We start from the raw sequence: 23,927 nt of genomic DNA on the forward strand, positions 1-23,927 counted from the left end.
GCAGATCGGCTGTTGCCAAATCGCAATGCTTGTCGCATTTGCTGGTTTACAAAAGTCCCTTTGGCAAGCATGGGCACAAGATATACGATAACAGGTGCAAGCGCGCGGATTTGCACTGAAACCTTAAGCAGGCGAAGGCATGAGCCTAGGCACTATGAACGAAAAACACGGCCGCGCTCCGCGCATCCTGTTCTATAGCCATGACACGTTCGGGCTGGGCCATTTGCGCCGGTCGCGCGCGCTGGCTTCTGCTATGACTCAGGCTGACCAACGCGCTTCGGCTTTGATCCTGACCGGATCACCAATAGCTGGGCGATTCACGTTTCCCCGCCGCGTTGATCACGTGCGTCTGCCTGGTGTCACCAAACGTGCAGATGGCACCTATGCGGCGCGGACGATTGGCATGGGCATCGACGAAGTAACCGAACTGCGCTCAAGTCTGATTCAGACCGCAGTCGATCAATTCGATCCTGACGTTCTGATTGTCGACAAAGAGCCGACGGGTTTTCGTGGAGAGTTGTTGCCAACTCTGGAACATCTCGAACACTCCCAGAATACCAAGCTGGTTCTGGGTCTGCGCGATGTTCTGGACGAGCCCGAAGTTCTGGCCGCCGAATGGGAGCGCAAAGACGCCGTTGCAGCGACCGAGCGGTTCTATGACGAAATCTGGGTTTACGGTTTACGTTCGGTCTATGACCCGACCGAAGGCTTGCCACTGAGTCCGGCGACACAATCCCGCATTCACTGGACCGGTTACCTGCGTCGAGATCTTGGTCCTGTCGGCGAAGCGCCCGAGCAACCTTACATCCTGATTACCCCTGGCGGTGGCGGCGATGGCAAGTCGATGGTCAACCTGGTCCTTTCCGCCTACGAAAAAGACCCCGATCTAAACCCACGGGCGATACTGGTTTACGGCCCGTTTCTTTCGGGCGAGCTGCGCGAGGAATTCGAAACCCGCGTGGCTGCGTTGAACGGGCGGGTCACGGCAGTTGGTTTCGAATCCGAGATCGAAACCTTGTTTGCCGGTGCTGCCGGCGTTGTCAGCATGGGCGGTTACAACACCTTCTGCGAGGTGCTGTCCTTTGACAAGCGCGCCGTTATCGTCCCACGCACCACACCTCGTCTGGAACAGTGGATTCGCGCCTCACGCGCCGAGGAACTCGGATTGGTGCGGATGCTGGATGAAAGTCGCGATGGGCTGACCGCAGACGCGATGATCAACGCGATCCGGGAGCTGCCACATCAACCATTGCCTTCGCAAGCAATCCAGGCCGGATTGCTGGACGGTTTGAAATACGTCACACATCGCATTGACGCCCTGCTGGGTACGGAACAAGAGCGCGCGACCGGATGACGACGACAAATCCTAAACTTGCGGTGCTGGTCAAAGGATGGCCGCGCCTGTCCGAGACATTCATCGCGCAGGAACTGGTCGCCCTGCAAGAGGCAGGACACGCATTCGATATCTGGTCGCTGCGTCATCCCACAGACACCAAACGGCACCCGCTGCACGACCGCTTTCGTGGCACAGTCCACTATCTGCCGGAGTACCTTCATGACGAACCATCTCGCCTGATCGCTGCGCGAGAGATCGCGACCCGCCTGCCCGGCTATGCGCAAGCCTACCAAACCTGGCGTCAGGATTTGCGTCGAGATCCCACCCACAACCGCATCCGCCGCTTTGGTCAGGCCTGTGTTCTGGCCGCCGAATTGCCGGCGGAGTCGCGCGCACTCTACGCGCATTTCATGCACACACCGTCTTCGGTCGCACGCTATGCGGCAATCATGCGCGGCTTGCCGTGGAGCTTTTCGGCACACGCCAAGGACATCTGGACCTCACCCGATTGGGAAAAGCGCGAAAAGCTGCAGGCCGCGACTTTTGGGGCCGCCTTCGGGGCGACCTGCACGGCTGTTGGCGCCGGCCATCTGCGCGGCCTCGCAGATGACCCTGCGCGGGTCGACCTGATCTATCACGGGCTCGATCTCTCCCGGTTTCCCATGGCACCTGAGCGTGCAATGCGGGCGGCGGATGGGCCATTTCACATGCTTTCGGTCGGGCGATTGGTGGAAAAGAAGGGCTTTGACCGATTGATCGACGCCTTTGCCCTGCTGCCCCGGACGCTGGACTGGCATTGGACTCATATTGGCGGCGGCGCGCTTGCCAACACATTGCGCGCGCGGGCTGTCTCGGCCGGTGTATCCGACCGGATCACCTGGAAAGGGGCTTGCGATCAACCTGAGGTCATTGCGGAAATGCAACACGCTGATCTGTTCGTTTTGCCCAGCCGAATTGCAGCAGATGGGGATCGGGACGGACTGCCCAATGTTCTGATGGAAGCAGCATCACAACGCCTGCCGATTTTGTCCACGCCGGTTTCGGCTATTCCCGAGTTCATCGTCAACGGAACTCATGGTGTTCTGTCCGACGACGACCCAAAATCTTTGACCAAGGCGATCGCGGATCTGGCCGCCGATCCCGAAAGCGCTGAACGGATGGCCGTTAAAGCCCACGAAAGGCTGATTGCCGAATTTCGCATGGATCCAGGTATTGCGCGCTTATCCGCGCGTCTGAACTCCCTTTGCTCCGGTGACACCTGATGGCGCGCGTGGCTTTCTACGCCCCGATGAAACCCCCCGACAGTTCGAAGCCCTCGGGCGACCGAGAAATGGCCCGCAACCTGATGGCGGCCATCGGCGCTCTGGGCGACCGGGTGGATCTGGTGTCCCGGTTGCGTGTGTACGACAAGGCAGGCGACGCAAAGGTTCAGGAAGTTCTGCGCGCAGAGGCTAAGGCTGAAGGAAACAGACTCATAGCCGAATTGCCTGCCGACATTGATCTGTGGGTCACCTACCACAATTACTACAAGGCTCCCGATCTGCTGGGACCACAGGTTTGTCGCGCCCGCGGCATTCCATACGTTCAGTTGGAAAGCACACGTGCGACCAGCCGCCTCAACGGAAACTGGGCTGGTTTTGCTCAGGCCGCACATTTGGCCTGCGACGCCGCCAAGGTCATCTTTTATCATACGGCAAACGATCTGATCACGCTGGAACGTGAGCGGTTCGGGGATCAAAGACTTGTTGAACTGCCACCTTTTCTGCCTATTTCAACGTTGCCTGCGCCGTCTACGGGCGACGGGCCGATGTTGACCGTGGGAATGATGCGACATGGAGACAAACTTGCGTCCTACCGGATACTGGCCGAAACGCTGAAAGAACTGACCGGTGAGTGGGCCTTGAACATCGCTGGCGACGGGCCCGCCCGGCCAGAGATCGAAGCCCTATTGGCGCCGTTCGGGACACGGGTGCAATTCCTGGGGCAGCTGGATCGCGATAACCTTCAACGGGTTTATCAGACGTCCTCGATGTTCCTTTGGCCCGGTGTGAACGAAGCCTACGGCATGGTTTATCTTGAGGCTCAAGCCGCCGGATTGCCTGTTGTCGCACAAGACCGACCTGGCGTGCGCGATGTCTTGGCGCCGTCGGACCACCCTACTGAGGAATGCGGACCAAATGGTCTTGCGCGACGCATTCAGAAGTTCATTTCTGATCCCGACCTGCGCCGCACCGAGGGAGCACATGCTCGTGCCTATGTGGCGGAACGTCATCTGATGCCCTCGGCAACCGAACGCTTCTGGACGACCGTGCGACCCTTGTTGGAGGCAAACCCATGACTCGATTGGCATTGCTACGCCACGGCCACACGGCCTGGAACCGCGTGGGTCAGATACAGGGCCGCAGTGATATCCCACTGGACGCCGAAGCCCGATCCGATCTTGCCAGCTATCGACTGCCCGATCCGTGGGGTGCAGCAACCCTTTGGTCCAGTCCGCTGTCTCGTGCTGTTGAAACCGCGCAGCTGGTCGCGGACCGTGATCCGCTCACCTCACCCGCTCTGACCGAGATGAATTGGGGAGATTGGGAAGGCAAACGCGGTGCAGATTTGATCGAACAACCCGATAGCGGATATTGCCATATCGAGGATTGGGGATGGGATTTCCGCCCCCCGTCTGGGGAAAGCCCCGCCGAGTTGTGGAACCGCCTTGAACCTTGGATAGCAGAGCTACAAGGCGACAATCTTGCCGTCTGTCACATCGGCATCATGCGCGTCATTCTGGCAAAGGCATGGGGATGGGAGTTCCGCGGCGACCCGCCATTCAAAGTTAAACGCAACCGTCTGTTTATCGTGGATCTCGACTCCATGCGACCCGAAGTCGAACCCGTTCGGTTGCAACAGCGTCAGGTGTCCTGATGAAAGTTATGATCGTCGTAACTCATCTGTTGGGCACCGGGCATCTGAGCCGTGCTTTGACGATTGGTCGGGCGTTCGTCGAAAATGGGCATGAGGTATTTGTTGTGTCGGGTGGAATGCCCGCACCGCAGTTGAGTAGTGCGGGTATGTCCCTACTGGGACTTCCGCCACTGCGGTCGGATGGTGTCGACTTCGCGCGCCTGCTGGATCAAAGCGGTCGCGTTGCGGGAGATGACTATCTATCCGCACGATCGACAGCGCTTGTGCAAGCTGTGCGCAGCTTTCGGCCTCAGGTCCTGATCACCGAGCTTTACCCTTTCGGCCGCAGATCCCTGGCTGCAGAGTTTCAAGCGTTGTTAACAGCCGCACATAACTTGCCAAACAGCCCTATCATTCTCGGCTCGGTCCGCGACATCCTTGCGCCACCTTCCAAACCCGCCAAGGCCACCCGAACTGATGAGATCCTGACACAATTCTACGCCGGTGTGCTTGTTCACTCCGATCCGCAGATCACACCGCTGGAGATCAGCTGGCCGGTTTCAGCCAGTCTGGCGGAACGTCTGCACTACACGGGATTTGTCGCACCAGAACCCGTGTGCCCGCACCCCGATGGCGTTGGGCAAGAGGATGTACTGGTCAGTGCCGGGGGCGGTTCCGTGGGGCAACCGATCTTTCGCGCGGCCATCGAGGCCGCCCGCAAGATGCCCAACAGGCACTGGCGATTGTTGGTCGGCGGGCCCGACGCGCGAGACCGCATCACGGAATTGTCCGGTTTGGCAGAAGGTGCACCAATCGAACTAGAGCCAGTACGACCCGACTTCCGGCAGATGCTGCCCCTGGCCGCGGCCTCGGTCAGCATGTGTGGCTACAACACGGCGATGGATCTGTTGCAAAGTGGAACCCCTTCGGTACTGATCCCCTTTGACGATGGTAAGGAAGTGGAACAGAGCCTGCGTGGAAAAAGCCTGTCTCAATTGAAGGCCGTGAAAGTCCTGCGCAGCGCTGATCTGACCGGGCAAGCACTGGCGGAGGCTGTTTCGAGGGTGATCGCAGAGGGGCCGCGCGCACCAATGACACAGGGCTTTGATGGCGCACAGCGGACTGTCGATATTGCGGCAGCTATGGTGGAGGCGAAGTGTTGACAACGGATTGGACGCCCTTGCAAATCGAATTGCGGCGGTGGAAGACCGATGGCCTGCCCTTGCCTATCTGGTGGCGTGATGACGACGCGATTGCAGTGACGCCTCAACTAGAAAGCTTGTCTGCTTTATCCGAAGACCTAGGCCTGCCGGTGTATCTTGCCGTCATTCCACGAAACGCAGAAGCCGTCTTGGCCGAATACATTGCCGATACGTCGTATCTGATCCCTGTCGTGCATGGTTGGGGTCACCAAAACCACGCGCCTGCGGATGAGAAAAAATCCGAGTTCCGCCTGCATCGTCCCATGGACAATATCGTCGAGGATGCAAGGGCCGGATTATCCCGCCTGATCGAGCTGTTCGGAGATCAAACGCAGCCCATGTTCGTGCCCCCATGGAACCGTATCGCACCAGAAGTGGCGGCACATTTGCCCGGCTTGGGCTATAGTGTGCTGTCCACTGCAACTCCACGCAGCAGGGCAATGGCCGCGCCAGGGTTGGAACAGGTCAACACTCATCTGGATCCGATCGACTGGCGCGGAACCCGTGGACTGGTCAATCCAAACGTCCTGATTGCCAACACAACCGATCTATTGAGCGACCGTCGTGAAGGACGCGCAGACAACACCGAGCCATTTGGCGTGTTGACCCACCATCTTGTTCATGATCAGGACATCTGGAGTTTTACACGTGACCTGCTTTGCCGATTACTGGACGGACCCGGTGTCATGTGGACCGGAATAAGACCCTGAAATACCAAGGAGACCCTGAATGAGCCGACTCGATTCCATGCTGCGCCGCCTGACCGCGCAACGTGACGGGCTGAACTGGGCTGCCGCGCAGATCGGCGAACTAAACGGCGATATTCTGGACATGGGGCTGGGCAACGGTCGAACCTATGATCACCTGCGAGAGATCCTGCCTACTCACCGGATCTGGGTGATGGACCGGGTTCTGCAATGCCACCCGAATAGCACGCCACCAGCCGAGGATTTCCTGCAGGGTGAAGCGGAGCCCATGCTGGCCAAACTATCCGAAGAAGGTCATCGCATTGCACTGGCGCATTACGATTTCGGGCGCGGCATCAAGTCCGAGGACGTGGCCGAGGCCGACCGTCTCAGCCCCCTGATCGCACAAGTGATGCAACCGGGAGGGCTGCTAATCTCGGGGCAGCCTCTGGTCGGTTTCGAACAGATCAAAGGGCCCGACACCATCGCGCCGGATCGGTATCTGTTCTATCGCGCCTGATCAGGCGACGCGCTGGCCTCGCGACCAGACCGCCCTCAGAGCGGGAACGTCTGCACGCATCCGAAATCGGATCAGATCCGCCCGCGCATCGACGCGCAATGCCCCACGGTCTTCCAATCCTGCAGCTTGAGCGGGCGTTTGTGTCACCGTTCGCATCCCGCGTGCCATGTCGCCCCACAACTGGCCCAGCCGTGTCGCGGACAACAAAAGCGCCGAGGGGACGTAGTCCGAAGACATAATATCCAGATGCCCTAGCTGAGCCAGTTCGCGTGCTGCGACATTGCCGGAATGCGACCCACCCCGAATTACATTGGGGGCGCCCATCATCACCTTGATGCCGTGATCGTGACACGCACGCGCGGCCTCGACCGTGGTCGGGAATTCGGCCAATCGAATACCGTGATTTGCGGACACGCGTACCTGCTCTTCGGTAGTATCGTCGTGGCTGGCCAACACGGCGCCAAACCGGCGGGCGGCCTGAACCACTTCGACCTCGTGCTTGTCCCCGTGATGGTCACGCAGTGCTCTTAGCTGAGCAATGTGCTGCTGGTATGCCTCACCGACGAGGCCGTACTTGCCTTTCATGTATTCCTCGAGCTTCGACAGATCTCGGAACTGGCGTTGTCCCGGGGTGTGGTCCATCAGTGAAACCAAACCAACCCGGTCCTCGGGACCGAATTCATCCAGTTCATCAACCAGCGTTTCCGAGCAAACTTCGGCTCGCAAATGCAGGAAGTGACTGATCTTCAACGCATCTTGCTCGCGCAATTGCCAGAGTTCCCGAGACAAGCCACGCGCGTATTTCAAGTATCTTCCGGCCCCGCTAGGGATCGATCCCACTCGCATCGCGTCGAAAACGGTTGTGATGCCGGTGCTGGCCAGCTCGGCATCATGCGCGATAATGGCCGAGGCATGGGGCCAGTCCACTTTGGGACGAGGCTGGATATGACGTTCAAGGTTATCCGTGTGCAGTTCGACCAGACCGGGGCTGACGTAATCCCCACCGCAGTCCACTGCTCCAGCCGGAACAACCGCACCTGTGTCGATATTGGCGATGGTTTCCCCAACGACCTGAACGCTGCCGGTGACGATCTCATCAGGCAGAACAAGCGTGGCATTGGCAAGGATCATTTCTTCTGTCATCTGAACTTCACGTGGTTTGAGCTATAGGGATGACCACGCAATAGGAGGCCAATGTGACATTCACGCGATACGCAATCTACTATGCGCCCCCGGCCGAGGCGGAATGGGCGAAATGCGCCACCCATTGGCTGGGTTGGGACATGGAGACCGGGCAAGCGGTCGCGCACCCGACAATCGATGGGGTAGATGTTGCAACCGTTACCGATGTGCCGCGCAGATACGGGTTGCACGCGACGATGAAACCACCGTTTCGATTGCAAGACGGACAATCGATTGACGGTTTGCAAGACGCCTGCGCGCAGCTCGCGGCCCGTTGTGCAGCGGTCACACTCGATGGGCTCGAGATCGCGCGGCTGGGCCGGTTTCTGGCTTTGCGGCCGTTGGGCGACACCACTGATCTGAACGCATTGGCTGCGGCCTGTGTTCGCGATCTGGACATGTTCCGCGCGCCGCCGCCAGAGGCGGAGCTGGCCCGCCGACGCAATGCGAACCTGACATCCGAGCAAGAAGCCAACTTGGCCCAATGGGGCTATCCCTACGTACTGGACTCGTTCCGCTTTCACATCACGCTCAGCGGTAAACTGGACAAATCCATGCTGACGCAGGTGCAGTTCACGTTGGAACATCGTCTTACCCCGCTTTTGCCCTCGCCGTTCCTGATCAGTGATCTGGCGTTGGTGGGCGAGGCCGAGGACGGGCGGTTTCACCTGATCCATCGCTACGCTCTCACTGCTTGAAGCTGGAGCAGTATGGCGTCTACGGTCGCTTTCAATGTGCCGGAGTTGTCAATTTCGATCAGACGGTTCAATCCACCCGGTAGCGGAGCCTTGGATCGCCCCAAACGCCGCGCCTGCTCATCGCCGCTTTCTCGGCCCCGGGCCGAGAGGCGTTGTGCCAGAACCTGCTTATCCGCAGTCAGTGATACCACGATGAGGTTACCGAAAACCTCCTGCGCCTGTAGCAATACGCCCCGCGACAGGTTTACCAGTACGGCTTCGGCTTCGCACCTTTGCGTCTCGATTTGCCGGGGTATTCCATAGGACAGCCCGTGTGCAGGCCAACTCAGAGCAAAGTCTCCGGCTTGAGCCATCTGGTCAAACGTTTCGACAGAGACCCGGTCGAAATCTTCGCCTTCTTCACCTTCGGGCCGCGTGATCACCCTGCGCACCCTTGCAAAACCGGGCGCTCGTGCGACCAGCGCTTCCATCACGCTGTCCTTACCGACACCGGACGGACCGACAACTGCTATGACCGGGGCGAGGCTCATGCCGCCAATCCGGGTGTGAAATCCGAAACGTTGACCTCGCGATCACAGACACGATCCCGGGCACCGACATCGTGGAAGATCCCGACAATCGCCGCACCGCGCGCCTTAGCCTCATCGATCAGAGAAAGGACGGTTTCACGGTTTTGGACATCCAGACTCGCCGTTGGTTCATCCAGCAGCATCGCAGGGTATTCGTGCGCAAAACCACGAGCGATGTTCACGCGCTGCTGCTCACCGCCAGAAAACGTGGTTGGGCTGAGGGACCACAGGTGTTCGGGGATGTTCAGCCGCCGCAGCAGGACCTTGGACTTTTCCATCGCCTGCTGTCTGTCACAGCCAACTGCCAGCAACGGTTCGGCCACAACTTCAAGCGTCGGAACGCGTGGAACCACCCGCAGAAACTGGCTGACATAGCCCAGCGTTTCACGACGCAAAGCCAGAATCTCGCGAGGTTCTGCCTGGGCGACATCCAGACCACCCACCAAAACCTGACCTGACGCGGCAAGGTAATTGCCATAAATCACACGCATCAGCGTCGACTTGCCCGCACCAGAAGCCCCGGTCAGAGCCACGCACTCACCGGGCGCGACCTTCAGCGAGGCACCATCCATCACCGGAATGACCGCACTGCCCTGATTGTGCAGAGTAAAACTCTTGCTCACATTTTTAAGCTCAATCATCTTTCTTACTCTCACACTTGCAGAACGCTCGATACGAGCAGCTGCGTGTAGGCATGCTGCGGATCATCCAGAACCTGATCCGTCAGCCCGGCCTCGACCACATGGCCGTCTTTCATCACCATCAGCCTGTCGGCCAGCAGGCGCACCACGGCCAGATCATGCGTGACGATAATCGCGCTCAACCCCATCTCGCGAACCAGTCCTCGCAACAGGTCCAGCAACCGCGCCTGCACCGAGACATCCAGGCCTCCGGTCGGCTCGTCCATGAACACCAGCCGCGGCCCGGTCACCAGATTCCGCGCAATCTGCAATCGCTGCTGCATCCCGCCGGAAAACGCGGTCGGCCGATCATCGATGCGAGAATCATCGATCTCGACCCGACCCAGCCAGTCGATGGCTTGGCCTCGAATATTGCCATAGTGGCGGTCGCCTACGGCCATCAGGCGCTCGCCAATGTTGCCACCGGCACTAACCGACATGCGCAAACCGTCGCGGGCGTGCTGATGGACAAAAGCCCAGTCGGTTCGGCTTAGCATCCGGCGTTCGGGTTCCGACATGGTGACCGTATCGACCGGTCCATCGACCCGCGTGTCAAAGACCACCTGCCCCGCATCGGGCTCAAGGTGACCTGCCATGCAGTTGAGCAAAGTTGACTTACCCGAGCCGCTTTCTCCGACGATTCCCATCACCTCACCGGGATACAGATCGAAGCTCACATCCATGCATCCGATCCGCGCGCCATAGTGCTTCTCGATGCCTTTTACCTGCAACAGAGGGGTCATGCCGCATCCTCCTCGGCCAGTCGGCCCACATGGCCCGCCTCGCGGCGGGACCGGCAATAATCGGTGTCAGAGCAGACGAACATCCGGTTGCCGGCGTCATCCATGATCACTTCGTCCAGATAACTGTCTTCTGCCCCACACAGATCGCAGGGATGATCTGCCTTAGTCGCTTCGAAGGGGTAATCCTCGAAGTCGAGGCTGACGACCTTGGTATGCGGCGGCACAGCGTAAATCCGCTGCTCGCGCCCTGCACCGAACAGCTGGATCGCGTCCATCTCAAGCTTTGGATTGTCGAACTTCGGGATCGGGGACGGGTCCATCACATAGCGGCCTGACACTTTCACCGGATAGGCATAAGCGGTCGAGATCGCTCCGTGCTGGCTAATGTCCTCATACAGCTTCACATGCATCAGCCCGTATTCCTCAAGGCTATGCATCTTGCGCGTCTCAGTCTCACGCGGCTCAAGAAAGCGCAGTGGCTCTGGAATTGGCACCTGATACACGATTATCTGATCTGCGCTCAGCTTGGCCTCGGGAATGCGGTGGCGGGTCTGGATGATCGTCGCCCGGTCGGTTTCCTCGGTCGTCGCAACGCCTGCGGTATTCTCAAAGAACTTGCGGATGGAAACCGCGTTGGTCGTATCATCCGCGCCCTGGTCGATCACCTTAAGCGTGTCATCTGGGGTCAACGTCGCAGCCGAAACCTGCACCCCGCCTGTGCCCCACCCATAGGGCATCGGCATCTCGCGGCTGGCAAAAGGCACCTGATAGCCCGGAACAGCCAAACCTTTGAGAATTGCCCGGCGGATCATCCGCTTCGTTTGCTCGTCCAGGTATGCGAAGTTGTATTCGCTCATAGGAAACCTCTTTCAGTCAGTGCGATTTCCAGCGCTTGTGGAGTGGTGAAGTGGATTGCATCCATGCCAACGGCTTTTGCGCCATCGACGTTATGAGGGCTGTCATCGATGAAGACACAATCTTCAGGAATGATACCTGCCCTGTCGCATAGCAGGTGGAAGATCCGCGCATCCGGCTTCATCATACCTTCCTGCCCCGACACCACCAACGTTCCGAACGCCCTGGCTAAACGAGGATGCGCTTTCACACCTTCCGGCCAGGTCTCGGCAGACCAGTTTGTGATGGCATGGACTGGCGTGCCATTTGCTTTCAGCCTGTCCAGCACTGCCCATGTCCCATGAATTGCATTTTCAACGGTGCGGGCATAGAGCCCGACATAGGCCGCAAACAAACGTTGGTCGTCGGGATCATCAAGCTCTTGCGCCATTTCGGCGAACAGCTCTCCATTATCCCCCCGCGCATTCTTTGCCCGGAAATCCGTGCGTTCAATAAAGGCGCGCGCAGCTTCTTCCGAACCCAGTTCATCAACCCATGCCAGGTGTGGCTGCCAATCGATCAGCACGCCGCCTATGTCAAAAACAACAGCTTTCATTCTGCGGCCTCCTTCAGCGTGATCCGTTCCTCTGCCTCGCGGCGCAGTTTGCGCACCAGTTCAAGTTCGGATTGGAAATCCACGTAATGCGGCAGTTTGATATGTTCGAGAAAGCCGGTGGCCTGAATATTGTCGGCATGGCTTAGAACAAATTCCTCGTCCTGTGCGGGCGCGCCCAGATTGTCCTCGCCCAGCTCCTCCCATCGCAGGGCACGATCAACCAGAGCCATGGCAATGGACTTGCGCTCGGACTGACCAAAGACCAGACCATAACCGCGGGTGAATTGGGGTGGTTCCGTCTTGGAGCCTTTGAACTGGTTCACGGTTTCGCATTCCGTCAGTTCGATCTCACCGATATCGATGGCAAAACCCAGTTCGGGAATATCCATCTCAACTGCAACCTGGCCAATCCGAAGTTCACCTACAAAAGCATGGTTGCGGGCATAGCCGCGCTGGGTCGAATAGGCCATGCCCAACACAAATCCCTCGTCCCCGCGCGTCAGCGACTGCAAGCGTAACGGGCGGTTCGACGGGAACTCCATCGGTTCGCGTGTCAAATCGCCCGGCGTGATGTCGTTTGCAGGTTCGTTCTGAATAATACCCTCGCCCTTTAAGAACTCTGTGATATGCGGCGTTGGTTCGCTCCGGGCCGCCCCTTCCGGCGCGGGTGGCGTTTCACCATCAGCCGTCAGTTTGAAATCCAGCAAACGATGGGTGTAATCGAAAGTCGGCCCCAGTACTTGTCCTCCGGGCGCATCCTTGAAGGTGGCCGAAATCCTACGATCGCAGGCCATATCTCCGGTTTCAACCGGGTTGGAATACCCAAAGCGTGGCAACGTCGTGCGATATGCGCGGACCAGAAAGATCGCTTCGATCAGATCTCCGCGCGCCTGCTTGATGGCCAGTGCGGCAAGGTCAGGATCGAACAATGATCCTTCGGCCATCACCCGGTTTACGGCAAGGCTCAGTTGCTCACGAATCTGCGCTATGCTCAGTTCGGCCACATCCCTATCACCGCGCCGTTCTTCGGCCAGCCAGGCATGGGCGTTTTCAATGGCCTTTTCGCCACCTTTGACGGCAACATACATCTCTAGCCCTCCACTTCGATCTGCGTGCTGCGCGGCAAAGCCGCAACCTGATCACAGCTTGTGAAAAAGAAATCGCAACCCAGCGGATAGAGCCTCGCATTACCTTGCAGCGCTGCAACATCCGGCAGCGAGAGTTTTGCCGAATTCTTTATGCCCGGCCCTCTCAGCACAGTGCCATGACGTTGCAAGACGTCACATTCGACGATCAGCGTGGCAGAGCGGTCGGGGTATTCTGGTGTGCCAATGCGATAGTCGTGCAGGGGCACCAGGTCTGTCCAAGTTCCAACGGCAAAGTCAGCTTGGGCTGGGCCAACAATCGGTGCGCTCGTGTGGAAAGTCAGCCACTGACGCACAGACGCTGTATTAACTTTGCCCGCCAGGTAAACTCCGGTATCCGCATCGCACAACGTCAGCAGCAAAGCGCCGGCAGCAACGGACAGGGGTACCGGAGGCTCGCACCCCTTCAAAGACCGGATTTCACCCGGTCGAGCCATGACGGTCATCGCCGCGCGAAATGCAATAGCAGCGTCGCAGGGGGCATCCTGAAATCCACCAGTGTAAGGCGTTTGCGCAGCCATCAATCCTCTCCCCGAACCATCGTGAAAAACTCCACCTTGGTTGCCGCCGCCTTCGCAGCCCGAGCTGTCTGGGTTGCATTTATCTGCTGCTTCAAAGGCTCGATCACAGCGTCGCGGATCGCATTCTCAGCCCCGGTCTGCATCAGCGCATCAACTATTGCCGCCGTCTCGGCCTTGGGCTTTGAACGGCCCTGGACATAGCCGTGACCAACGGTGCCGTCCGGAAGTACCAGCGAACAGCGCGTTACTGTCATTTCTCCGAGGTTGAATGGCGCACCTGTCGCACCTGTTCGACCGCGCACCATCACGCCGCCGATTTCCGGTTTGCGCAACCACTCGAATGACGGTCTATCCGCAACTCCGGCCCAAAGCTTCATGACCGCCTGTTCAGGAGCACGTGCCAACAGCCCCATCCATTCCTGCCGCGCGGCGGTATCGTTTTTTGTCTGATCTGTCATCGAAAGCCCTTGTCGCGGTTGTCTGCATGAACTATACAACTAGACAAATACTACCTCTTACGATCACGTCCCGCAATCCATGATTCCATGAAGTTTTAGTGACATGAACAAAACGCCTGTCTGGAAAAGCATCGCTCTGAGCCTAACCTCGGACATTGCGGAGGGTCGCTACGGAACCGGGGATCGCCTGCCGACCGAGGCGCAGTTAGCCGCAAAACATGGGGTTAACCGCCATACTGTCCGACGCGCTCTGGCAGAACTAGCCAATCAGGGCTTGGTCCTCGCTCGGCGCGGCGCAGGGGTATTTGTGACTGCGCAGCCCACGGATTATCCGATTGGCAAACGGGTCAGATATCACAAGAGCATTTCAGCCAGCGGCAAGATCCCGGGCAAGCGAATACTGTCCCTGACGACACGAGCCGCAGACGAGACAGAGGCAGAAGCGCTTGAGCTGAACCCCGGCAACCCCGTTCATGTCTATGACGGCTTGTCCCTTGCCGATGGTCAGCCGGTGGCTGTGTTTCAAAGCTGTTTTCCGGCGATCCGCTTCCCGGACATCCTGCAGACCCTGACTGAAACACAATCTGTCACAAAGGCCCTGCAGCGGTGCGGTGTTGAGGACTATGTACGGGCATCCACGCGTCTAACGGCTCGCGCAGCCACTGCCACGCAGGCCTTGCACTTGAACCTGAGCGAAGGGGCTCCGGTTTTGCATTCTGTCGGTATCAATGCTGACCCGGACGGGCGGCCGGTTGAATATGGCAAGACCGTATTTGCGGGCGAGCGTGTGACCCTGACCATCAGCGATACCTGACACCCAGAAGCGCTCCCGCCGGTTTTCGACCTACCGCCGGAGGCCTCACTCCATTGGGCGCAGCGGGCGCGAGCGCCCGCTGCTCGATCAACCAGTGCTACTCGTATTTCTCCAGAAACGCCTCAGCCTGCAGCGCGCGAAAGTCTGGCAGGGCGGCACGTAGCTGCGCATTGCCCCAATCCCACCAGGCCAGTGCCGTCATGCGCTCTGCAATACGGTCAGGGAAACGGCGGCGGACTACCTTAGCGGTCACTCCGGCGACGATGGTGTAAGGCGGCACGTCCTTGGTCACGATCGCCCCCGACGCAACCACCGCGCCATGGCCGATGGTTACTTCGGGCTTGATGATGGCCGCGTGCCCGATCCAGGTGTCATGGCCGATAAAAGCTGTGCGTCCAGCACGGTGGGCAAACCAGTCGGCATCATCCTCAGCATCATCCCAATAGTCGGCAGAGCGATAGTGAAAATGATGTAGCGAGGCCTTCTCCATCGGATGATCAGTCGCCCCGATCCGCGTGTAGCTGGCGATATTGGCGAACTTTCCAATCCGGGCATTGGCGATGTCGCAAGTCCGGTCACAATAGGAATAGTCACCAAACCTGGAGTTCGCGACCCGCGTTCCAGCTCCAATCTCGACATATTCTCCGAAGGTGCTGCCGCTGATCTGGCAATCGGGATGGATGAACGGCTGGTCGGAACGCAGTCGCGCCATGGTTAATTTGTCCTTGTTCTGAGTTCACGGCAGCAGGAATGACTTGGCCTTGGTGTCCCGCAGCTTGCGCTTTTTACCGGCCTCGCCCTGGATAAGACGCTTGCGCAGCCAGCCCGAGAACCAATCCATCAACATCACCATCAGGATGATCAGGACGATGTAATAGGCCACTTCCTCCCAGTCTTTCTGGGTGATGATCGCTTGCGTCAGCAGCAAACCGATCCCACCACCGGTGATCGCACCGATCACGGTTGCGCTGCGGGTGTTGGATTCGAGGAAATACAGAAGCTGGCTCAGCAGGACCGGAGTGATCTGTGGGATCACACCAAAACGGTACCGTTGCGGTGCGTTCGCTCCCGTAGACTGAACGCCCTCGATCTGTTTCTGGTCTACGTTTTCCAGCGCCTCAGAGAAGATCTTGCCGAAGGTGCCGGTGTCCGTCACCAGAATGGCCAGCGCGCCGGTCAGAGGGCCAGGCCCGAAGGCACGGGCCAGAACGACGGTCCAGATCAGCGCATCTACACCGCGCACGAAATCGAATACCCGGCGGGTCGCAAACCGCACCGACCGCAGCGGGTTGAAGTTGCGCGTTGCCAGAAAGGCCAGCGGCAGCGCGATCATGCCGGCACCGAGCGTTCCGAGGAACGCCATCAGGATTGTTTCGAAGATTGCCCAGGCCACGTCCTGGTGCCGCCACATCTTGTTGGTCCAGAAATCGTTAAAGATCGCTCCGGCTTCACCCGATGCCGCACGTCCTACCAGTTCAGGAAAGGACTTGCCGTAATAGGGGCTGTCGAGCGTGAACCAGAACAGCTCCCACCCAGCAAAGTAACGGAATACTTCTGACCGGTTACGCGTCACGGTCAGGCGGCCCGCATCCGTGGTGATGGCCAGACGGTTCTTTGAAACGTTGATCCAGTCGGGCACGTCCCCCGCTGGCAAGTCGGCCTGCACACCTGCGGACCGACTGGGCGTGGCGCGCACGGTGCCATAACCGGGAATGTCGTATTCGACAGTCTCGGGCCCAAACCGCACTTCATGACCTCCTTCCAGATCGATCACGGTGGTCTCGCCCAGCGCCACCCATTCGGGTGCGGTTCCGTCGGGATAGGCCCCTTTGCGCTCTCCCTCGATGGCAACGGACACTTCGCCCTTGCGATTGTCCCGCGTCACATGCGTTTTAAAGCTGTAACTGTCCGATACAAGCGTCTTGCCGTTGTCCCAATTGACACGTTCGGTCAGGCCGGGCACGTCGAAGGCAAAGAAGACGTAGATCAGATAGACAAGAACCAGACCCGGCAATCCAAAATTCACGATCCGCTTGCGGCTGAACAGGTGATCGGCCTCGGCCTTGAGCTCGTTAATGGACAGGTCGGTCGCAAAGGTACTCATGCCGAGGCTCCTTTTTCCGACCCATGGGTCAGACGGTCGCGCAGATAACCGGACAGCTGATCTACGACGACAATTGTGACGAAAAGCAGGATGAAAATGGCTGCGGCCTCATCGTAGCGCCCCTGCCCCCAGGACATGGCGTTGCGCAACTCGTAGCCCAGTCCGCCCGCGCCGACGAACCCCAGAATGGCCGAGGCGCGAATGTTGATCTCGAACCGCAGCAACGCATAGCTCACATAGTTTGGCCCGACCTGCGGGATCACGCCCAGATACATGCGCTGGGACCAGTTTGCGCCCACTGAATGCAACCCCTCAACCGGCTTAAGCGAGGCGTTTTCGTTTACTTCCGAGAACAGCTTTCCCAGAGCGCCCGCCGTGTGAATGGCAATGGCGATCATTGCCGGGATCGGGCCTCCGCCCAGAATGAAGATCAGAACCAGCGCAATTACGATTTCCGGGATGGCGCGAAAGATATCCGAGATACGGCGGAAGACAGGGATTAGCGAAGGCCACTGCGCCATGCCGCGCGTCGACATCAGCGCCAGAAACGTACCCACGATTGTACCGACCAAGGTCGCAGCCGCTGCGATATTCAGTGTCTCGACCAGCGCCGGGAAGAACGTGACCAGATGCGAGGGCATCTCGGCGATCTTTTCCCATGCTTCTGCAAGCACTTCGGACGGGTAGTCCAGAATGCGATGCCAGCCATCAATAAAGCTGCCTGCGTTGCGGGCGTCGGCGGTGCGGAATCCCGCCGCCATCAGCGCAACGAACAGGATCAGGAGGATGCCACCATAGACCCTTTTGCGTCGTGTCATCGCTGTGTATTTGTCGCGGATCTGATCGACGCTTTGGGGCCCTGCAGTCAGGTCTGTCATGGAATGCTCCTGAGGGGAAAACCGGGGTCCGGTTCGGCACTGGACCCCGATCATTGGATGTGCAGGCTTAGTTGGATTTCAGCTTGCGCGCTTCGATGATGATTTCGTAGGCGTCGTGCGTGATCGGCTCGAACGCTTTCGCTTCACCTGCGGCCACACCGTAGAAGCAGTCATTGTCCTTCTCGTGCAGACCGGCCATCAGCGCGGTCATCTTTTCTTTGACGTCTGCAGGCAACGCAGTGCGCAGAACGACAGGACCTTCGGGGATCGGCTGCGACTGCCAGATCATGACCAGATCGTTCATGTCGACCAGACCCGCATCAACCGCGCGGCGCAGAGCACCCGAGTTGAAGCCGTCTTCCCAGTTGCCCAAACCATCAGCCCAGGTCACACCACCGTCAACATCACCGTTGTTCACGGCCACAATGGTCTGCTCGTGACCGCCGGTGAACTTCACTTCGCCGAAGTAGTCACCCGAATCCATGGTCGCGCCGGTGGCCTGCGGGATTTCAATCGAAGGGATCAGGTAACCCGAGGTCGAATTCGGGTCGCCGAAGCCGAAAGTCTTACCCTTCATGTCGTCCAGCGAGGCGATACCGCTGTCTTTGCGGGCGAAGCCGATCGAGTAGTAGCCATACCCACCATCAACGTTCACCTTGACCAGAACCGGCTCGACGGCTTCAGGGTCTGACAGATAGGTTTTCGCATAGCCTGACGCGCCCAGCCACGCCATGTCGATAGTGCCGCCCAGCAGGCCCTGAATCACGCCGTTATAATCGGCAGGGGCAAACAGCTTGGTTTCAACGCCCAGCGTCTCTTCCGTATATTCGCGCAAGCATTCGTTGTTGTTCAGACGGTCCTGAGCGTTTTCTCCACCCAGAATACCGATGCGAAATTCGCTGATGTCCTGAGCCATTGCGGGCGCGGCCATGGCAGTGGTCGCAACAAGGGCGGCAATTAGTTTTTTCATCTGTCTCTCTCCGGTTTGATGTGCCGGCCTTTCATCGGCCGGTCGATGAAAGGGTTTGGTATGGCTCAGATGGTGGCCTCTGCTTCCATCAGGGCTTTTTGGGTCGCGTCGAGCGTGTCGATCTCGGTCGATGTCGCCTCTTCCGAGAAATTGGCATCGGCGCCGTAGATTTCGCGGGCGACACCAGTGGTCAGTTGTTCGGGCAGCCCGTCGAACACGATGCGCCCGTCACGCATGCCGACCACGCGGTCGCAATACCGGCGCGCGGTATCCAGCGTGTGCAGGTTGGCGATGACGGTACGCCCGTCCTCTTCATTGATGCGGCGCAGCGCCTGCATCACAACTTGCGCATTCATAGGGTCCAGCGAGGCAATGGGCTCATCCGCCAAAATGATCTTCGGGTCCTGCATCAGGGCACGTGCAATTGCGACACGCTGCTGCTGACCGCCCGATAAAGCTTCGGCCCGTTTCGGTGCGTGTTCCGCGATACCCAGACGATCCAGAATATCGATGGCCCGATGGATGTCCTCCATCGGGAACAGGTTGAACATGGTGGCCAGGGTCGAGTGACGGTTCAGCGTGCCATGCAGCACGTTCGATACCACATCCATACGCGGAACCAGATTGAACTGCTGAAAAATCATCGCGCAATCCGCCTGCCAAGCGCGTTTGTCCCGACCTTTGAGCTGGGTCACGTCGCGATTTTCATACAGGATCTTACCGTTGCTCGAATCCGTCAGGCGGTTGATCATTCGCAAGAGTGTCGATTTGCCTGCGCCCGAACGGCCAATGATGCCGATCATGCAGGGTTTATCGACATCCAGTGTCGCGGCATCCACGGCCACGTTTTCCCCAAATCGTTTGGTTAGCTTATCTACGCGCAGCACGTGCCACCCCCACTTCTTGTTGGCGGTCAGCTACAGAAGCCGTTCAACGGCTGTGTGTCGGTTCAGTGAAAGTTTTGTAAACGTGCACGGGTAGACCATAGGGCCTACACTTTGCCGCGCGTCGCGGATATATGCGCCTCAACAGTGTTTCTCATATGAGGCCAGCCATGAGCTTTGACCGCAAGATCAAGATCGCCCCTTCAATCCTTTCTGCCGATTTCGCCAACTTCGGACAGGAGATTCAGGCCATCGAGGCACAAGGGGCGGATTGGGTTCATGTGGACGTGATGGACGGGCATTTTGTGCCAAACCTCACTTTTGGCCCCCCGGCGGTCAAAGCCTTCCGCCCGCATGTCAAAACCGTGATGGACGTACACCTGATGATCACGCCGGTCGATCCCTATATTCAGGCGTATGCTGACGCAGGTGCCGACATCCTGACAGCCCATGTCGAGGCAGGGCCACACACCCACCGAACTCTGCAAGCGATCCGCGCTGCCGGAATGAAGGCCGGTGTCGCACTGAACCCGGGCACTCCGGCTGAGGCAGTCGAGCATCTGCTTGATTTGACCGATCTGGTCTGCGTGATGACCGTGAATCCCGGATTTGGCGGTCAGAAGTTCATCGACATGACAAGCAAAATTCGCCGCCTGCGTCAGATGATTGGGGATCGCCCCATCCATATTGAGATCGATGGCGGCGTGGACCCCAAAACTGCGCCCTTGGTCGCCGCAGCCGGAGCAGATGTGCTGGTCGCAGGCTCGGCTGTCTTCAAAGGCGGATCCGTGGGCAACCCTGAAGTCTATGGTGAAAACATCCGCGCAGTTCGTGAAGCGGCCGAGGGCGCGTTGACCTAACTAAAACGCTGTCACCAGTCGTCAGTGTTCCTACTGTAACACTTCCTCCTGTTGAGCCCGGCATCGCGTTGCGCGCGATGCCGGGCTTAAAGCCGCTAGCGGTATTGGCAAAGCCGATGTCGCGCGGAGGCAAAGCTATTTTGCTTGATGCAGTCCGTTTAAAACTGACGCTTGGGCTATCTGTTCAGATCTTCGAAACAGCGACCCTCGGCGACCAACTTTTCGAGCATCGGTGCAGGCTGCCAGAAATAATCGTCCTCCTCTGACCACGCCCGAATATCGGACAGAACCTCTGGCAAGCCGCGAATATCCGCCCATTTCAGTGGCCCGCCCCAATACCGCGGGAACCCGTAACCATAGAGTAGAACCACATCCACATCCAATGGGCGGCGGGCGATGCCTTCGCCAACCACCTTGGCTGCTTCATTGGCCATCGCAGTCATGTAGCGGCGCACAATCTCTTCGTCCGAGAAAACGCGCGGAGTTATCCCTTGCGCCGCACGGTCAGCTTCGACCAAAGGCATAACTTCGGGGTTTGGCACTCCTCCACGCCTGCCCGGCTCGTATATGTAGTAACCTTTGCCGGTCTTCTGCCCGAAATGCCCGGCCTCACACAGCTTATCCGCGTATGAGCTGTCGCGCGCCCGGGCATCAAGCCCTGCAGCTCGCTTGCGTTTGCGCGCCGCCCAGCCGATGTCCAACCCGGCCAGATCCGATACCGCAAATGGCCCCATCGCAAATCCGAAATCGGTCAGGGCCTTGTCAATCTGAAAGGGGCTTGCTCCGTCCAGCACTATGTGATCGGCGCAGGAGCGGTAAGCGTTCAGGATGCGGTTCCCGATGAAGCCGTCGCACACGCCGGCCCGCACGGACACCTTTCTCAGTCTGCGCCCCAGTGCAAAACCCGTCGCAACCACATCGGGCAGGGTTTGATCGGCCACAACAATTTCGAGCAGTTTCATCACATGGGCAGGAGAGAAAAAATGCAATCCGATCACATCGCCGGGACGCCGGGTCGCATTCGCGATCTCGTTGATGTCCAGATAGGAAGTGTTGGTCGCCAGAATCGCACCGTCTTTGCAGACTGCATCCAGACTGACAAAGACCTGCTTTTTGACCTCCATGTCTTCGAACACAGCTTCGATCACCAGATCGGCAGTACTCAATGCTTCATAATCAGTCGCGAGCGTCAACTTGCTGCCAAGAATTTCATCCTGCTCACTCTGGCTCAGTTTACCGCGCTTGACCGCCCCGCCGAGATTTAAGGCAATCCGGTTCTTTGCTACCTGAGCGGCATCCTCAGACATCTCTAGCAGTATCACCTGCAACCCGGCCAAAAGGGCAGATGTAGCAATTCCAGCACCCATCGTGCCGCCGCCCACAACGCCGACCTGATGCAGTTCCCTAGCTTCAACGTCCTTCAGTTCTGGCAGCTTCGAAACCGCGCGTTCCGCAAAAAAGGCATGGATCAGACCCTTACGTTGGTCGGACGCCATCAGCTCCATGAACAGTTCACGCTCACGCGCCAGACCCGCCGCAAAGCTATCCGACTCGCTCGCAGCCTGCACCGCCCGCACGGCAATAGCCGGAGAGAGCTGACCACGCCCCTTTTTCAGCACGCCATCATAGGCCGCATCAAAGTCAATTGGTTCCGGACTAGGCATATCGCAAATCGGGCGGCGCGGTGCTTTGTTTCCCAGCAACTCCGTCACGTATTCCAGGCCGATCTGGCGCGGATCACCCTCCTGAACCTTATCCAACACCCCCATTTTCAACGCCTCAGACGCGGATACATGGCGGCCTGTCGTGATCATGTCCAACGCTGCCTGAACACCAGTTACGCGCGGCAGGCGTTGGGTCCCGCCGGCGCCAGGGATAATACCCAAGTTCACCTCGGGCAGTCCAATTTTGGCCGAGGGCACGGCAATGCGGTAATGACAGGACAATGCGACCTCGAGCCCCCCTCCCAGCGCGGTTCCATGCATCGCCGAGACAATCAACAGGGGCGATGCCTCGATACGGTCGCACAGCGCGGGAAGCCACGGGTCTTGCGGAGGTTTGCCAAATTCGCGGATGTCGGCGCCCGCGAAATATGTCCGGCCGGTTCCATAAATCAGCACAGCGCGCGCTTCCTCGGCTTCGGCGCGTTCGATGCCAGCCAACAGGCCCCGCCGCACATCAACACCCAGTGCGTTTACCGGCGGGTTCTGCGCCGCAAGAACAGCGATGTCCCCGACCTTTTCATATCCGACTACCTGGGACATCCGGTTCATCCTCCCACTCGATTGATGCATTCGGCGCGCCCATTCAATGCCTTGAAAGGAAGCGCGCCCGAAGACTAACCGGGTCTCGACCGTATTCAAGCCCATTTACCGACTAAACGTTCGGTTTTTCGATAAACACCGAAAATTGGAAAATATTTTATCCGTGACCTAGCGCATACGCCTTAAATTGATCTGGACCAGGTCAAGTAAGTTACAGCCTTTTGGGGTCAGGGTTGAACTGTCTGTTTCGCCGAGAAACAAACAGGGGGAAATACCATGTGCGATATCTGCGTCATAAATTCAGTGAAAGACCAAATGCTGTCTCGCAGGTCATTCTTCAAAGCCGGGGCTGCGGTGGCCGCGGAGCGTTCATGGACACGACCCACGTCTACGACGCCGACTTCCCGACCTACTTTGGTCAACCGGGGATCGAGAATCTGGCAAATCTAGACAAGGTTCCATCCAGCCGTGCCACTCTGATCGTAGGGGCGCCCACACGCCGGCGGGTCGGGCAGATCAGCCCGCATCTTCGCGATGGTTTGAAGAGATGCCCAATGCATGACTGTCGACCCTTGGGTCAGCCCTTTTCCGATTTGCGCTGGCTGCACAACGGCTATGCCGAAAACTGTATGGCTGAGAGCTGCCAACTTGCGTAATAAACGCGTGTGATGAAATCCTCGATGGAAAGATGGATCAATGCGCCAGTCCACAAGCCAACGCCCTGCCCTACAGTCGCTGATCGCAGTTGTCGCAGACATTGCCAAAGGCATTTGCGCCGCATTGGCCGAGATTGGTGAGGCTCGCGTCAAGACGCGCAAAGTGCAAATGCTGTGGTCCCTGAGCGATGCTGATCTGGCTACGCGCGGCATAGATCGAAAAGACATCATTCGTCTCGTCATGGCCGACGTAATCTAAGTTCTGTGCTAAGGCACCTCTGACCGGGTTGGCCTGAAATCGCCTCAATCATCTGATCGTCGTGACAGGCCCGCAATTCTGCGGGCTTTTTCTTTGACCGCCGTAATATGTTACAGCTTTCCTCTGATCGATTAATTCTCGTTACATTTTTCT

The 23,927-nt window shown here is 58.4% G+C and carries 27 protein-coding genes; 12 read left to right on the forward strand and 15 right to left on the reverse strand.

The window, feature by feature from the left end:
• Positions 1-139 precede the first annotated feature (139 nt).
• Genes AC2TCY_RS12535 through AC2TCY_RS12565 form a run of 7 tightly spaced genes read left to right on the forward strand, consistent with a single transcriptional unit; the run spans position 140 to position 6,639 of the window.
• On the forward strand, positions 140-1,354 hold the full coding sequence (locus AC2TCY_RS12535) for a glycosyltransferase family protein (RefSeq protein ID WP_480847789.1): 1,215 nt from the start codon (positions 140-142) through the stop codon (positions 1,352-1,354).
• The gene (locus AC2TCY_RS12540; protein WP_480847790.1) at positions 1,351-2,598 is read left to right on the forward strand and encodes a glycosyltransferase family 4 protein; all 1,248 of its coding nucleotides are present in this window, start codon (positions 1,351-1,353) and stop codon (positions 2,596-2,598) included. The genes AC2TCY_RS12535 and AC2TCY_RS12540 overlap by 4 nt, the downstream gene beginning before the upstream one ends.
• Entirely contained in the window at positions 2,598-3,674 is a 1,077-nt protein-coding gene (locus AC2TCY_RS12545) for a glycosyltransferase family 4 protein (RefSeq protein ID WP_480847791.1), read from the forward strand. The genes AC2TCY_RS12540 and AC2TCY_RS12545 overlap by 1 nt, the downstream gene beginning before the upstream one ends.
• A complete protein-coding gene (locus AC2TCY_RS12550; protein WP_480847792.1) occupies positions 3,671-4,252 on the forward strand; it encodes a histidine phosphatase family protein in 582 nt (193 codons plus the stop codon). Before AC2TCY_RS12545 ends, AC2TCY_RS12550 begins: the two co-directional genes overlap by 4 nt.
• A complete protein-coding gene (locus AC2TCY_RS12555) occupies positions 4,252-5,394 on the forward strand; it encodes a glycosyltransferase family protein (protein ID WP_480847793.1) in 1,143 nt (380 codons plus the stop codon). The genes AC2TCY_RS12550 and AC2TCY_RS12555 overlap by 1 nt, the downstream gene beginning before the upstream one ends.
• A complete protein-coding gene (locus AC2TCY_RS12560; RefSeq protein ID WP_480847794.1) occupies positions 5,391-6,143 on the forward strand; it encodes a polysaccharide deacetylase family protein in 753 nt (250 codons plus the stop codon). Before AC2TCY_RS12555 ends, AC2TCY_RS12560 begins: the two co-directional genes overlap by 4 nt.
• A 19-nt stretch (positions 6,144-6,162) precedes the next feature.
• Positions 6,163-6,639: a class I SAM-dependent methyltransferase gene (locus AC2TCY_RS12565; RefSeq protein ID WP_480847795.1), complete on the forward strand. Its 477-nt coding sequence runs from the start codon at positions 6,163-6,165 to the stop codon at positions 6,637-6,639.
• On the opposite strand, the gene AC2TCY_RS12570 is transcribed toward AC2TCY_RS12565, so the two are convergent.
• Positions 6,640-7,782 carry an alpha-D-ribose 1-methylphosphonate 5-triphosphate diphosphatase gene (locus AC2TCY_RS12570; RefSeq protein ID WP_480847796.1) on the reverse strand — a complete coding sequence of 381 codons (1,143 nt, stop codon included), beginning with the start codon at positions 7,780-7,782 and terminating at the stop codon, positions 6,640-6,642.
• A 53-nt stretch (positions 7,783-7,835) separates the two neighbouring features.
• Here AC2TCY_RS12570 and AC2TCY_RS12575 point away from each other — a divergent pair, with 53 nt between their 5' ends.
• Positions 7,836-8,519, forward strand: coding sequence for a DUF1045 domain-containing protein (locus AC2TCY_RS12575; protein WP_480847797.1), 684 nt, complete (start codon positions 7,836-7,838; stop codon positions 8,517-8,519).
• On the opposite strand, the gene phnN is transcribed toward AC2TCY_RS12575, so the two are convergent.
• The 8 genes from phnN to phnG are packed head-to-tail and all read right to left on the reverse strand — an operon-like array spanning position 8,501 to position 14,085.
• Positions 8,501-9,049, reverse strand: a complete 549-nt coding sequence (gene phnN / locus AC2TCY_RS12580) for a phosphonate metabolism protein/1,5-bisphosphokinase (PRPP-forming) PhnN (protein ID WP_480847798.1) — start codon at positions 9,047-9,049, stop codon at positions 8,501-8,503. The two genes, AC2TCY_RS12575 and phnN, sit on opposite strands and share 19 nt — an antisense overlap.
• Positions 9,046-9,729, reverse strand: coding sequence for a phosphonate C-P lyase system protein PhnL (phnL, locus tag AC2TCY_RS12585; RefSeq protein WP_480847799.1), 684 nt, complete (start codon positions 9,727-9,729; stop codon positions 9,046-9,048). The genes phnN and phnL overlap by 4 nt, the downstream gene beginning before the upstream one ends.
• Before the next feature lie 11 nt (positions 9,730-9,740).
• Positions 9,741-10,511: a phosphonate C-P lyase system protein PhnK gene (gene phnK, locus AC2TCY_RS12590; protein WP_480847800.1), complete on the reverse strand. Its 771-nt coding sequence runs from the start codon at positions 10,509-10,511 to the stop codon at positions 9,741-9,743.
• Positions 10,508-11,368 (reverse strand): alpha-D-ribose 1-methylphosphonate 5-phosphate C-P-lyase PhnJ, encoded by an 861-nt coding sequence (locus AC2TCY_RS12595; RefSeq protein ID WP_480847801.1) that lies wholly within the window; start codon positions 11,366-11,368, stop codon positions 10,508-10,510. The genes phnK and AC2TCY_RS12595 overlap by 4 nt, the downstream gene beginning before the upstream one ends.
• Entirely contained in the window at positions 11,365-11,961 is a 597-nt protein-coding gene (locus tag AC2TCY_RS12600) for an HAD family hydrolase (RefSeq protein ID WP_480847802.1), read from the reverse strand. The genes AC2TCY_RS12595 and AC2TCY_RS12600 overlap by 4 nt, the downstream gene beginning before the upstream one ends.
• Positions 11,958-13,049: a carbon-phosphorus lyase complex subunit gene (locus AC2TCY_RS12605; RefSeq protein ID WP_480847803.1), complete on the reverse strand. Its 1,092-nt coding sequence runs from the start codon at positions 13,047-13,049 to the stop codon at positions 11,958-11,960. Before AC2TCY_RS12605 ends, AC2TCY_RS12600 begins: the two co-directional genes overlap by 4 nt.
• Positions 13,050-13,051: 2 nt before the next feature.
• Positions 13,052-13,627, reverse strand: coding sequence for a phosphonate C-P lyase system protein PhnH (gene phnH, locus AC2TCY_RS12610; protein WP_480847804.1), 576 nt, complete (start codon positions 13,625-13,627; stop codon positions 13,052-13,054).
• Entirely contained in the window at positions 13,627-14,085 is a 459-nt protein-coding gene (gene phnG / locus AC2TCY_RS12615) for a phosphonate C-P lyase system protein PhnG (protein ID WP_480847805.1), read from the reverse strand. The genes phnH and phnG overlap by 1 nt, the downstream gene beginning before the upstream one ends.
• Positions 14,086-14,188: 103 nt before the next feature.
• Between phnG and phnF the strand changes: the two genes are divergently transcribed.
• Positions 14,189-14,899 (forward strand): phosphonate metabolism transcriptional regulator PhnF, encoded by a 711-nt coding sequence (gene phnF, locus AC2TCY_RS12620; RefSeq protein ID WP_480847806.1) that lies wholly within the window; start codon positions 14,189-14,191, stop codon positions 14,897-14,899.
• Between the two features lie 97 nt (positions 14,900-14,996).
• Here the strand turns inward: phnF and AC2TCY_RS12625 are convergent, their stop codons facing one another.
• The 5 genes from AC2TCY_RS12625 to phnC all read right to left on the reverse strand — a co-directional run bounded on the left by AC2TCY_RS12625 (position 14,997) and on the right by phnC (position 19,738).
• Entirely contained in the window at positions 14,997-15,611 is a 615-nt protein-coding gene (locus AC2TCY_RS12625; protein ID WP_480847807.1) for an LbetaH domain-containing protein, read from the reverse strand.
• A 24-nt stretch (positions 15,612-15,635) separates the two neighbouring features.
• Complete coding sequence (gene phnE / locus AC2TCY_RS12630; protein WP_480847808.1) at positions 15,636-17,003, reverse strand: phosphonate ABC transporter, permease protein PhnE; 1,368 nt, start codon at positions 17,001-17,003, stop codon at positions 15,636-15,638.
• On the reverse strand, positions 17,000-17,881 hold the full coding sequence (gene phnE / locus AC2TCY_RS12635) for a phosphonate ABC transporter, permease protein PhnE (protein WP_480847809.1): 882 nt from the start codon (positions 17,879-17,881) through the stop codon (positions 17,000-17,002). Before phnE (AC2TCY_RS12635) ends, phnE (AC2TCY_RS12630) begins: the two co-directional genes overlap by 4 nt.
• A gap of 67 nt (positions 17,882-17,948) precedes the next feature.
• Positions 17,949-18,851, reverse strand: a complete 903-nt coding sequence (gene phnD, locus AC2TCY_RS12640; RefSeq protein WP_480847810.1) for a phosphonate ABC transporter substrate-binding protein — start codon at positions 18,849-18,851, stop codon at positions 17,949-17,951.
• A gap of 65 nt (positions 18,852-18,916) precedes the next feature.
• Positions 18,917-19,738: a phosphonate ABC transporter ATP-binding protein gene (gene phnC, locus AC2TCY_RS12645; RefSeq protein WP_480847811.1), complete on the reverse strand. Its 822-nt coding sequence runs from the start codon at positions 19,736-19,738 to the stop codon at positions 18,917-18,919.
• Between the two features lie 167 nt (positions 19,739-19,905).
• Between phnC and rpe the strand changes: the two genes are divergently transcribed.
• On the forward strand, positions 19,906-20,595 hold the full coding sequence (gene rpe, locus AC2TCY_RS12650) for a ribulose-phosphate 3-epimerase (protein WP_480847812.1): 690 nt from the start codon (positions 19,906-19,908) through the stop codon (positions 20,593-20,595).
• Positions 20,596-20,771: 176 nt separating this feature from the next.
• Here the strand turns inward: rpe and AC2TCY_RS12655 are convergent, their stop codons facing one another.
• A complete protein-coding gene (locus AC2TCY_RS12655) occupies positions 20,772-22,859 on the reverse strand; it encodes a 3-hydroxyacyl-CoA dehydrogenase NAD-binding domain-containing protein (RefSeq protein ID WP_480847813.1) in 2,088 nt (695 codons plus the stop codon).
• A gap of 371 nt (positions 22,860-23,230) precedes the next feature.
• Here AC2TCY_RS12655 and AC2TCY_RS12660 point away from each other — a divergent pair, with 371 nt between their 5' ends.
• Positions 23,231-23,515, forward strand: coding sequence for a hypothetical protein (locus AC2TCY_RS12660; protein WP_480847814.1), 285 nt, complete (start codon positions 23,231-23,233; stop codon positions 23,513-23,515).
• 40 nt (positions 23,516-23,555) lie between these two features.
• On the forward strand, positions 23,556-23,774 hold the full coding sequence (locus AC2TCY_RS12665; RefSeq protein WP_480847815.1) for a hypothetical protein: 219 nt from the start codon (positions 23,556-23,558) through the stop codon (positions 23,772-23,774).
• Positions 23,775-23,927 lie beyond the last annotated feature (153 nt).

Source organism: Ruegeria sp. HKCCD7181, assembly GCF_057221055.1.

Bases quoted from the DNA above. Each gene is read 5' to 3' on its own strand.
- AC2TCY_RS12655 (WP_480847813.1), bottom strand. From the start codon at position 22,859: ATGTCCCAGGTAGTCGGATATGAAAAGGTCGGGGACATCGCTGTTCTT.
- phnF (WP_480847806.1), top strand. From the start codon at position 14,189: ATGAACAAAACGCCTGTCTGGAAAAGCATCGCTCTGAGCCTAACCTCG.
- AC2TCY_RS12660 (WP_480847814.1), top strand. From the start codon at position 23,231: ATGGACACGACCCACGTCTACGACGCCGACTTCCCGACCTACTTTGGT.
- AC2TCY_RS12625 (WP_480847807.1), bottom strand. From the start codon at position 15,611: ATGGCGCGACTGCGTTCCGACCAGCCGTTCATCCATCCCGATTGCCAG.
- AC2TCY_RS12565 (WP_480847795.1), top strand. From the start codon at position 6,163: ATGAGCCGACTCGATTCCATGCTGCGCCGCCTGACCGCGCAACGTGAC.
- AC2TCY_RS12540 (WP_480847790.1), top strand. From the start codon at position 1,351: ATGACGACGACAAATCCTAAACTTGCGGTGCTGGTCAAAGGATGGCCG.
- AC2TCY_RS12545 (WP_480847791.1), top strand. From the start codon at position 2,598: ATGGCGCGCGTGGCTTTCTACGCCCCGATGAAACCCCCCGACAGTTCG.
- phnE (WP_480847808.1), bottom strand. From the start codon at position 17,003: ATGAGTACCTTTGCGACCGACCTGTCCATTAACGAGCTCAAGGCCGAG.
- AC2TCY_RS12555 (WP_480847793.1), top strand. From the start codon at position 4,252: ATGAAAGTTATGATCGTCGTAACTCATCTGTTGGGCACCGGGCATCTG.
- AC2TCY_RS12605 (WP_480847803.1), bottom strand. From the start codon at position 13,049: ATGTATGTTGCCGTCAAAGGTGGCGAAAAGGCCATTGAAAACGCCCAT.
- phnH (WP_480847804.1), bottom strand. From the start codon at position 13,627: ATGGCTGCGCAAACGCCTTACACTGGTGGATTTCAGGATGCCCCCTGC.
- phnL (WP_480847799.1), bottom strand. From the start codon at position 9,729: ATGATTGAGCTTAAAAATGTGAGCAAGAGTTTTACTCTGCACAATCAG.
- AC2TCY_RS12595 (WP_480847801.1), bottom strand. From the start codon at position 11,368: ATGAGCGAATACAACTTCGCATACCTGGACGAGCAAACGAAGCGGATG.
- rpe (WP_480847812.1), top strand. From the start codon at position 19,906: ATGAGCTTTGACCGCAAGATCAAGATCGCCCCTTCAATCCTTTCTGCC.
- AC2TCY_RS12665 (WP_480847815.1), top strand. From the start codon at position 23,556: ATGCGCCAGTCCACAAGCCAACGCCCTGCCCTACAGTCGCTGATCGCA.
- AC2TCY_RS12535 (WP_480847789.1), top strand. From the start codon at position 140: ATGAGCCTAGGCACTATGAACGAAAAACACGGCCGCGCTCCGCGCATC.
- phnD (WP_480847810.1), bottom strand. From the start codon at position 18,851: ATGAAAAAACTAATTGCCGCCCTTGTTGCGACCACTGCCATGGCCGCG.
- AC2TCY_RS12600 (WP_480847802.1), bottom strand. From the start codon at position 11,961: ATGAAAGCTGTTGTTTTTGACATAGGCGGCGTGCTGATCGATTGGCAG.
- phnN (WP_480847798.1), bottom strand. From the start codon at position 9,049: ATGAGCCTCGCCCCGGTCATAGCAGTTGTCGGTCCGTCCGGTGTCGGT.
- AC2TCY_RS12570 (WP_480847796.1), bottom strand. From the start codon at position 7,782: ATGACAGAAGAAATGATCCTTGCCAATGCCACGCTTGTTCTGCCTGAT.
- AC2TCY_RS12550 (WP_480847792.1), top strand. From the start codon at position 3,671: ATGACTCGATTGGCATTGCTACGCCACGGCCACACGGCCTGGAACCGC.
- phnK (WP_480847800.1), bottom strand. From the start codon at position 10,511: ATGACCCCTCTGTTGCAGGTAAAAGGCATCGAGAAGCACTATGGCGCG.
- phnE (WP_480847809.1), bottom strand. From the start codon at position 17,881: ATGACAGACCTGACTGCAGGGCCCCAAAGCGTCGATCAGATCCGCGAC.
- phnG (WP_480847805.1), bottom strand. From the start codon at position 14,085: ATGACAGATCAGACAAAAAACGATACCGCCGCGCGGCAGGAATGGATG.